The sequence below is a fragment of the Nonomuraea antri genome, assembly GCF_013283785.1.
Classification (GTDB): Bacteria; Actinomycetota; Actinomycetes; order Streptosporangiales; family Streptosporangiaceae; genus Nonomuraea; species Nonomuraea antri.
Map to the genome: position 1 here is coordinate 1 of NZ_JABCPZ010000348.1, position 7534 is coordinate 7534.

Annotated in this window: 8 protein-coding genes; 5 read left to right on the forward strand and 3 right to left on the reverse strand. The window is 72.3% G+C overall.

Translation table 11 applies throughout. From position 1 onward, the window contains the following. The coding region (locus HII36_RS51585; RefSeq protein WP_217371020.1) for an MFS transporter at window positions 1-1438 on the forward strand (1438 nt) is incomplete at its 5' end. A 36-nt stretch (window positions 1439-1474) separates the two neighbouring features. On the opposite strand, the gene HII36_RS51590 is transcribed toward HII36_RS51585, so the two are convergent. Beyond that, on the reverse strand, window positions 1475-1915 hold the full coding sequence (locus HII36_RS51590) for a GNAT family N-acetyltransferase (protein ID WP_173530745.1): 441 nt from the start codon (window positions 1913-1915) through the stop codon (window positions 1475-1477). Between the two features lie 189 nt (window positions 1916-2104). On the opposite strand from HII36_RS51590, the gene HII36_RS51595 reads away from it, so the two are divergent. The 3 genes from HII36_RS51595 (at window position 2105) to HII36_RS51605 (ending at window position 5785) form a co-directional block, all read left to right on the forward strand. Further along, window positions 2105-3700: an FAD-dependent oxidoreductase gene (locus HII36_RS51595; RefSeq protein ID WP_173530746.1), complete on the forward strand. Its 1596-nt coding sequence runs from the start codon at window positions 2105-2107 to the stop codon at window positions 3698-3700. Between the two features lie 25 nt (window positions 3701-3725). Continuing rightward, complete coding sequence (locus tag HII36_RS51600) at window positions 3726-4946, forward strand: cytochrome P450 (RefSeq protein WP_236005002.1); 1221 nt, start codon at window positions 3726-3728, stop codon at window positions 4944-4946. A gap of 95 nt (window positions 4947-5041) precedes the next feature. Then, window positions 5042-5785 carry an SDR family NAD(P)-dependent oxidoreductase gene (locus HII36_RS51605; protein WP_173530747.1) on the forward strand — a complete coding sequence of 248 codons (744 nt, stop codon included), beginning with the start codon at window positions 5042-5044 and terminating at the stop codon, window positions 5783-5785. 16 nt (window positions 5786-5801) lie between these two features. Here the strand turns inward: HII36_RS51605 and HII36_RS51610 are convergent, their stop codons facing one another. Together HII36_RS51610 and HII36_RS51615 are read right to left on the reverse strand one after the other, a co-directional pair. Continuing rightward, window positions 5802-6116 (reverse strand): YrhB domain-containing protein, encoded by a 315-nt coding sequence (locus HII36_RS51610; RefSeq protein ID WP_173530748.1) that lies wholly within the window; start codon window positions 6114-6116, stop codon window positions 5802-5804. Window positions 6117-6157: 41 nt separating this feature from the next. After that, on the reverse strand, window positions 6158-7021 hold the full coding sequence (locus HII36_RS51615) for an NAD(P)-dependent oxidoreductase (protein ID WP_236005004.1): 864 nt from the start codon (window positions 7019-7021) through the stop codon (window positions 6158-6160). A gap of 54 nt (window positions 7022-7075) precedes the next feature. Between HII36_RS51615 and HII36_RS51620 the strand changes: the two genes are divergently transcribed. Continuing rightward, entirely contained in the window at window positions 7076-7414 is a 339-nt protein-coding gene (locus HII36_RS51620) for a winged helix-turn-helix transcriptional regulator (protein WP_173530750.1), read from the forward strand. Window positions 7415-7534 lie beyond the last annotated feature (120 nt).

The following is a 7534-nucleotide window of genomic DNA, read 5'->3' on the forward strand; positions in this document are numbered from 1 at the left end:
GACCCCGCCCGCGCGGCGGCCGCCCCTGGCCTGGACGCTCACCGCGCTCTCCCTGTCCATGCTGCTGCCGTCGCTGAGCGTCAGCATCGCCAACGTCGGCCTGCCCGCCATGGCCGTGACCTTCGGCGCGGCCTTCAACGAGATCCAGTGGGTGGTGATCGCCTACCTCCTGGCCGTCACGACCCTGATCGTCGGCGCCGGCCGGCTCGGTGACCTGGCGGGACGGCGTCGGCTCCTGCTCGGCGGCATCGCCGTGTTCACCGTCGCGACGCTGCTGTGCGCGCTCGCCCCGAACCTGCCGCTGCTGATCGCCGCCCGGGCGCTGCAGGGCGCCGGGGCCGCCTGCATGATGGCGCTGACCATGGCCTTCGTCGGCGAGACCGTGCCCAAGGAACGCACCGGACGCGTCATGGGCCTGCTCGGCACCACGTCCGCGGTGGGCACGGCGCTCGGGCCGTCGCTCGGCGGCGGGCTGATCGCGGTCTTCGGCTGGCGGGCGATCTTCCTGGTGGGCGTCCCGCTCGGGCTGCTCGCACTCACGCTCACCTCCCGAACGCTGCCCGGCCCCGCGCCCGGCCCCGCGCCCGCGTCCGGTTCCGTGCCGGCTCGTGATGCGAGACCCCGGCGGTTCGACCTGGCGGGGGCCGTGACGCTGGCGGTCACCCTGGGCGCGTACGCGCTGGCCGTGACCGCCGAAGGGAACGCGTTCGGCCCCCTGACCGCCGGGCTGCTCGTGGTCGCCGCAGCGGGACTGGCCGCGTTCGTGGTGATCGAGCGCCGGGTGTCGTCGCCGCTGGTCAAGCTCTCGATGCTGGGCGATCCCGGACTGGCCGCCGGGCTGACGGCGAACGCGCTGGTCTCGACCGTCATGATGACCACGCTCGTGGTCGGGCCGTTCCACCTGGCCGGGGCGCTCGGACTGGCCCCGGCCCTGGTCGGGCTGGTGATGTCGGCGGGCCCGGCGGTCTCGGCGCTGGCCGGCGTCCCCGCGGGCCGCGCCGCCGACCGGTTCGGCGCGCGGGCCATGACGGTGACCGGGCTCTGCGGCGTCATCGGCGGTTCGGTGGCGCTCGCGCTGACGCCCGTCGCGGCGGGCGTCGCCGGGTACGTCCTGCCGCTGGTCGTCACCACCGCCGGTTACGCGCTGTTCCAGGCGGCCAACAACACCGCCGTGATGAAGGACGTGCCCGCCGACCGGCGCGGCGTGGTGTCGGGCCTGCTCAACCTGTCCAGGAACCTCGGACTCATGACCGGGGCCTCGGTCATGGGCGCGGTCTTCGCCTTCGCGGCCGGCACGGGCGAGCTGGCCGCGGCCGATCCCGCCCAGGTGGCACGCGGAACCCAGGTCGCGTTCGGGGCCGCGGCCGTGCTGGTGGCGGCCGGCCTGGCCATGATCCTCCTGACGACACCGCGCTCGACCCGGCCGCGGGCGAGCTGACTGCACCCGAGCTGACTGCACCCGAGCCGAACGTGCTCAGGTGAGACGCAGGTCGACCCAGGGGATGGTGTCACCGGGCAGCAGGTAACGCTCGATCTCGGCGAACCCGTGCTTGAGCGCGAACCGCAGCCCGTCCTCGTTGGACGACAGCACGACGGTCTCGATCACTTCGGCGCCGAGCTCCCGCGCCCGCTCCAGCCCGCGCGCGTAGATCAGCTCGCCGAACCCCCGCCCCCGATGGGCGGCGAGCACCCGCGCGATCACCGTGGTCGTCGCCGTGCCCTCCTCCGGCGGACGGACGGTGCTGCACCCGACGAGCACGTCACCGAGGTAGGCCACCTCCAGGTGGTGCCGCCCGGCGCGCTCACGCACGTCGTCGAGCGACAGGAGATGGGTGGGGATGATCGTGTTGTGGACGTGTCGCCAGTCCTCGAACGCGCTGTCGTCGTCGGGCCGGCTGAAGCGGAGGTCGGGCACCGCAGCAGATAACCGGAGCGCACCCCGCGACGTCAAATCCCGCCGTCCGGTGTTCGCGCCCGGCCCCCTGAGCTGCAAAAACAACGGAACGATCACGTGTTGTCGGCTAGCCGGGGCCGGTGCGCGGGTAAGCCGACCTCGGGCCCGCCGCCGACGGGCGGGCGCGCGTGCTCGACGGGGGAGTGACCAGTGAAAGTCGTCGTCGATCTGACGCGCTGCCAGGGCTACGGCCAGTGCGCCTTCCTCGCGCCCGAGGTGTTCACCATGCGCGAGGAATCGCTCCTGTACGACCTGGACCCGCGCGACGAGCAGCGCGACCACGTGCTGCGGGCCGCCGCGGCCTGCCCCGTCCAGGCCATCCACCTCGACTGGACGGAGACCAGGTTCGTCCCGCGCCAGCCCGGACCACCGGCCGGCGGCAGGACCGACGGGCGCATCGTCATCGTCGGCGGCTCGCTGGCCGGCGGACGCGCCGCCGGGGTGCTCAGGCGCGAGGGGTTCACCGGGTCGCTGACGGTGATCGGCGGCGAGCGCTACGAGCCCTACGACCGGCCGCCGCTGTCGAAGCAGGTGCTCACCGGGCAGGTGGCGGCCGATCACACCATGCTGCCCGAGCTGCGCGAGATCGAGGCCGAGTGGCTGTGGGGGACCGAGGCCACCGGGCTGGACCTGGCGGGCAAGAAGGTGCGGCTGGCCGACGGCCGCGAGATCGGCTACGACCGGGTCCTGCTGGCCACCGGCACCCGAGCCAGGCCCTGGCCGAACCCGGCGGAGGCGGCGCTGCGCGGCGTCCACACGCTGCGCACCCTGGAGGACGGCGCCAGGCTGCGTGAGGCGCTGGCCGCCCGCCCGAAGCGGGTGCTCATCCTCGGCGCCGGGTTCACCGGCAGCGAGATCGCCTCGGTCTGCCGCGAGCTGGACCTGCCGGTGACCGTCGTCGAACGCGGCCCGGCGCCGCTCGTCAACGCGCTCGGCGGCGTGATCGGCGACGTCGCGGCCGAGCTGATGCGCGCGCACGGCGTGGACCTGCGCCTCGACACCACGGTCACCGCCCTGGACGGCGACGCCGACGGACGGCTGCGCGGCGCCCGCCTGTCCGACGGCTCCACGGTCGAGGCCGAGGTGGCCGTCGTCGCGCTCGGCTCGGTGCGCAACGTCGAATGGCTGCGCGACTCCGGGCTGGCCGCCGATGTGTGGGGCGTGGCCTGCGACGCGGGCTGCCGTGCCGTCGACACCAACGGCCTGGTCACCGACGACGTCTTCGTCGCCGGTGACATCGCCCGGTTCCCGCACCCGCTGTACGACTACCAGTTCATGTCGCTGGAACACTGGGGCAACGCGGTCACCCAGGCCGAGATCGCCGCGCACAACATGGTCAGCGACCATGCGCACCGCTGGCCGCACCTGGCGGTGCCGGTGTTCTGGTCCAGCCAGTTCGGGGTCAACATCAAGTCGGTGGGGGTGCCCACGTTCGCCGACGAGATCGTCGTCACCCAGGGCTCGGTGGCCGAGCGCCGGTTCGTCGCCGTCTACGGCTACCAGGGGCGCGTCACCGCCGCCGTCACCTTCGACCAGGGGCTGTGGCTGGAGTTCTACCAGGGGCTGATCGAGCGGGCCGCGCCGTTCCCGCCCGAGTTCCGGCACGTGGACCGGCGCGAGAGCGCGGCGCCGGTGCCCGCGCGGGTGCCGGACCGGCTGGCCGCGACGGGCGGCGCCACCGTCGTCGTGACCGGTCACGACCCGGCGGAACGCCGCGCCACACTCCGCCACGCACCCCTGACCTGACCATCGCGAACAGACAGGAGTGGACATGATGACCTCGCCGCCCGACGTCCTCCAGCGGATCCTCGATCCGGCCGGCCGCGCCGACCCGTACCCGCTGTTCGGGCAACTGCGCGAGACCCCGGTGACCCGCCGCCCGGACGGCACGTACGTCGTCAGCACCTACCGCGAGATCGTCGCGCTGCTGCACGACCCGCGCATCAGCTCCGACCGCCGCAACCTGGACGGCGGTGGCACGGAGTCGCCGGACCAGGAACCGCCGTTCATCAGCCTCGACCCGCCCGAGCACGACCGGCTGCGCCGCCTGACCATGCGCCACTTCGGGCCGCCGCACTCGCCGGGCACCGTCGACGGCCTGCGTCCGGCCATGCTGGACATCACCACCAGGCTGATCGACGACCTCGCCGGCAAACGCCGGGCCGACATCGTGGACGAGGTCGCCTACCCGCTGCCCGTCGCCGTGATCTGCCGGCTGCTCGGCGTGCCCGAGGAGGACGAGTCGCGCTTCCACGCCTGGGCCGACCAGATCGTCGAGACGCTGGGGCCGGGCGAGGAGGACCGCGCCGAGCGGGAGCGGGAACGCCAGGCCGTGGGGCAGGAACTGGACCGTTACCTCGCCGGGCTCGCCGACTCCCGCCGCAGCGAGCCGGGGCAGGACCTGCTGTCCGGGCTCGTCACCTACCACGGGCCGGAGGGCGGCATGACGCCGCAGCAGGTCGTGGCCACGTCCGTGCTGCTGCTGATCGCCGGGCACGAGACCACGATCAACCTCATCGCCAACGGCATGCTCACCCTGCTGCGCCATCCCGACCTGCTCGAACGCGTGCGCGCCGAGCCGGGGCTCATCGTCCCGGCCGTCGAAGAGCTGCTGCGGTACGAGCCGCCGGTGCAGATGGTGTCCTCGCGGATCGCGCTGGACGACGTCGAGGTCGCGGGCACCACCATCCCGGCCGGGTCGCCCATCGTGCTCGCGCTGGCGGCGGGCAGCCGCGACCCGTCCCACGTGACCGATCCCGACCGGTTCGACCCCTGCCGGGCACGCAACGAGCACCTGGGGTTCGGCGGCGGCGTGCACTACTGCTTCGGCGCGCCGCTGGCCCGGCTGGAGGCGCAGATCGTGCTGGGGGAGCTGGTCCGCAGGCTGCGCGGGCCGCGGCTGGTCGAGGATCCGCCGCCGTACCGGCCCAGCCCCGTCCTGCGCGGGCCGCGCCACCTGCTGGTCGAGTACGACGCGGTCGAGGCGGCCTGAGGCCGGTCGCTTATGTTGAGGGACTCCTCAAGTTCGTGCTACCGTCACGGACACAACTTGAGGTAACCCTCAACTTAGCCTTTGGAGGCACCGCCATGTCCGCAGCAGGAGCAGCAGCAGCGCGTAGGACGGCCGTCGTCATCGGCGCCGGGCCGGGGCTCGGCATGTCCATGGCGCACCGGTTCGGCCGTGAGGGATACGCCGTGGCGCTGGTCTCCAGAACCCCGGACCGGCACGCCGCCTACGTGAACGCCCTGGCCGAAGCCGGGATCGAGGCCACCGCCCACGCCGCTGACGTCCGCGACCACGACCGGATGACCGCCGTGCTCGACGAGATCACCACCCGCTCCGGCCCGATCGGCCTGCTCTACTACGGCCCCGGCGCCACCGACCTGGACGCCCCTCGCCACTCGATCACCGAGACCACCCCGGAGGCCGCCCGCGCCGCGATGGCCATGCTGTACCCGGCCATCGACCTGGTCGGCCGCGTCCTGCCGGGCATGGTGGAACGGGGCGAGGGCGGGCTGCTGTTCGCCGGCGGGCTGAGCGCCGTCCTGCCGATGCCCGCGCTCGGCGACCTGGCCCTCTTCTCCGCGGCGCTGCGCAACTACGCGCTCACTCTCCACGCGGCCCTGGCCGAGCAGGGCGTGTACGCCGGGAACCTGGTCATCGGCGGGCTGATCGAGCGCGGCGACATCCACCGGCTGGTGACGTCCCAGCCCGAACGCTTCGGCGACGTGCCCGTCCGCACCCTCGACCCGGACGCGATCGCCGACGCCGCCTGGGACCTGTACACCAAGCGCGACCGCCCGGAGGCCACGTTCAGCGTCTTTGATTGAAAGCCCCGCCGCCTGGTCACGGGTCGCCGTCGGTCGCCGTGGCGTGCTCCTTCGCGTAGGCGGTGAGCTGTTCGTCCTCCGGCGCGTACCCGCCCAGCATCCACGTGTCCCCGCTGGCTTTCACCACCACGATGGGGCCGTAGCCGGGGCCGTGGACGTCGGATAAATCGCGGCTGCGCAGGTATCGGACCGTATTCCAGGCGAAAACGAAACACCATCCTCGATCGTCCGCGGATTCGTCTTCGCTTTCGTACAGGGCCAACGGGTCTTCCGCTGTTGAGAAACGGGCGAGATGACGTTCGGCGAGCGCTTTGGCCTGATGAAAATCCATGTCCGCCCTCCCGCCCGTTTCGTACCCGCCGTCGTCGGGGGCTACGGCTTTCTGAGCAGTTCGATCAGGGCGGCGATGCTCTGGTCGGCGCGGCCCTCCGCGACCGCCCGGCGCAGCAGGTCGTGCATGGGCTCCTGCCAGGACACGTCGATGCCGCCCTCTCTGCCCAGCTCGTGGTCGTAGGCGATGCCCTCGTGGAAGAGGCCGAGCGCGGACTCGGGGTTGTCGTAGTCGCGGGTGTCGATGGTCTCGGCCAGCGACGGCAGCAGGTGGACGATCATCTCCAGCCACTTCTGGCTGAAGCGCACCATCGTGCTCGCCTCCAGCCCGCGCGAGGTCACCAGGGCCGCGCCCTGGAAGAAGCCGAGCAGCGCGGGCAGCAGCATGCCGCCGACGGCCAGTTCGTACACCGCGGCCAGGTCGGGCTCCTCGCCGAGGTGGACGGTGTCACCGCCCATGACCCGCAATGTCGCCTCATGGCGGTCGAAAACGGTCTTGGCGCCTCCGTAATACAGCAAGGTGTCCGGCAGGCCGACCGCCGAGGGCACGTTCTTGATCGCCCCGGCCAGGAGGTCCACGCCGTGCTCGGCCGCCCAGGCCGCGGTCTCCCTGGCCCCGGCCGGGCTGCCGGAGTTCAACGTGACCAGCGTGCGCCCGGCCAGCTCCGCCGCCGCCGGTTCCAGCGCCTCCCGCGCGGCCTCGAAACCGGTGAAAGCGGTGATGATCAAGGTGTTCGCGGCGACCGCCTCCTGGACGGTCGCGGCGCGCACCGCGCCCAGCTCCTCCAGGGCCGCGGCCCTGGCCGGAGTGCGGTTCCACACGGTCGTCGGGTGTCCCGCCTCAAGGTATGCCTTCGCCACGGCGGTGCCGATGGCGCCCAATCCGATGATCGTCACTGGTGTCATGCCGGCCATGCTGCCCAGTTGCCGACAAATCAACAAGTACCTACTATTTTGTAAGTGAAGAAGACGCGCTACACCTGCGGGCTCGACGCCGCCATCGATGTCGTGGGCGGCAAGTGGAAGGTGCTGATCCTCTGGGCCCTGTACGAGCCCGGCACGCTGCGGTTCGGGCAGTTGCGGCGCGAGGTGCCGGGCGTCAGCGAGCGGATCCTGGCCGTCCAGCTCCGCGACCTGGAGAAGGCCGGGCTGGTGCGCCGGGAGATGTATCACCAGGTGCCGCCCAAGGTGGAGTACTCGCTGACGGAGCTGGGGAAGTCGCTGGTCGCCGCGCTCGTCCCGCTGGGGGAGTGGGGTGACGCCCACATGACGACCATCGAGGCCATCCCCCGCGACTGACAGTGATGATGTAGATGAGCGCTTCCCGACAGGGTCTGACCCAGCGACTGACTGACCTCGAGGTCCTCAACGGGATCTGTCGGCCCTGGCCGGGAAGCGCTCGTGTGCACTCACCGGACG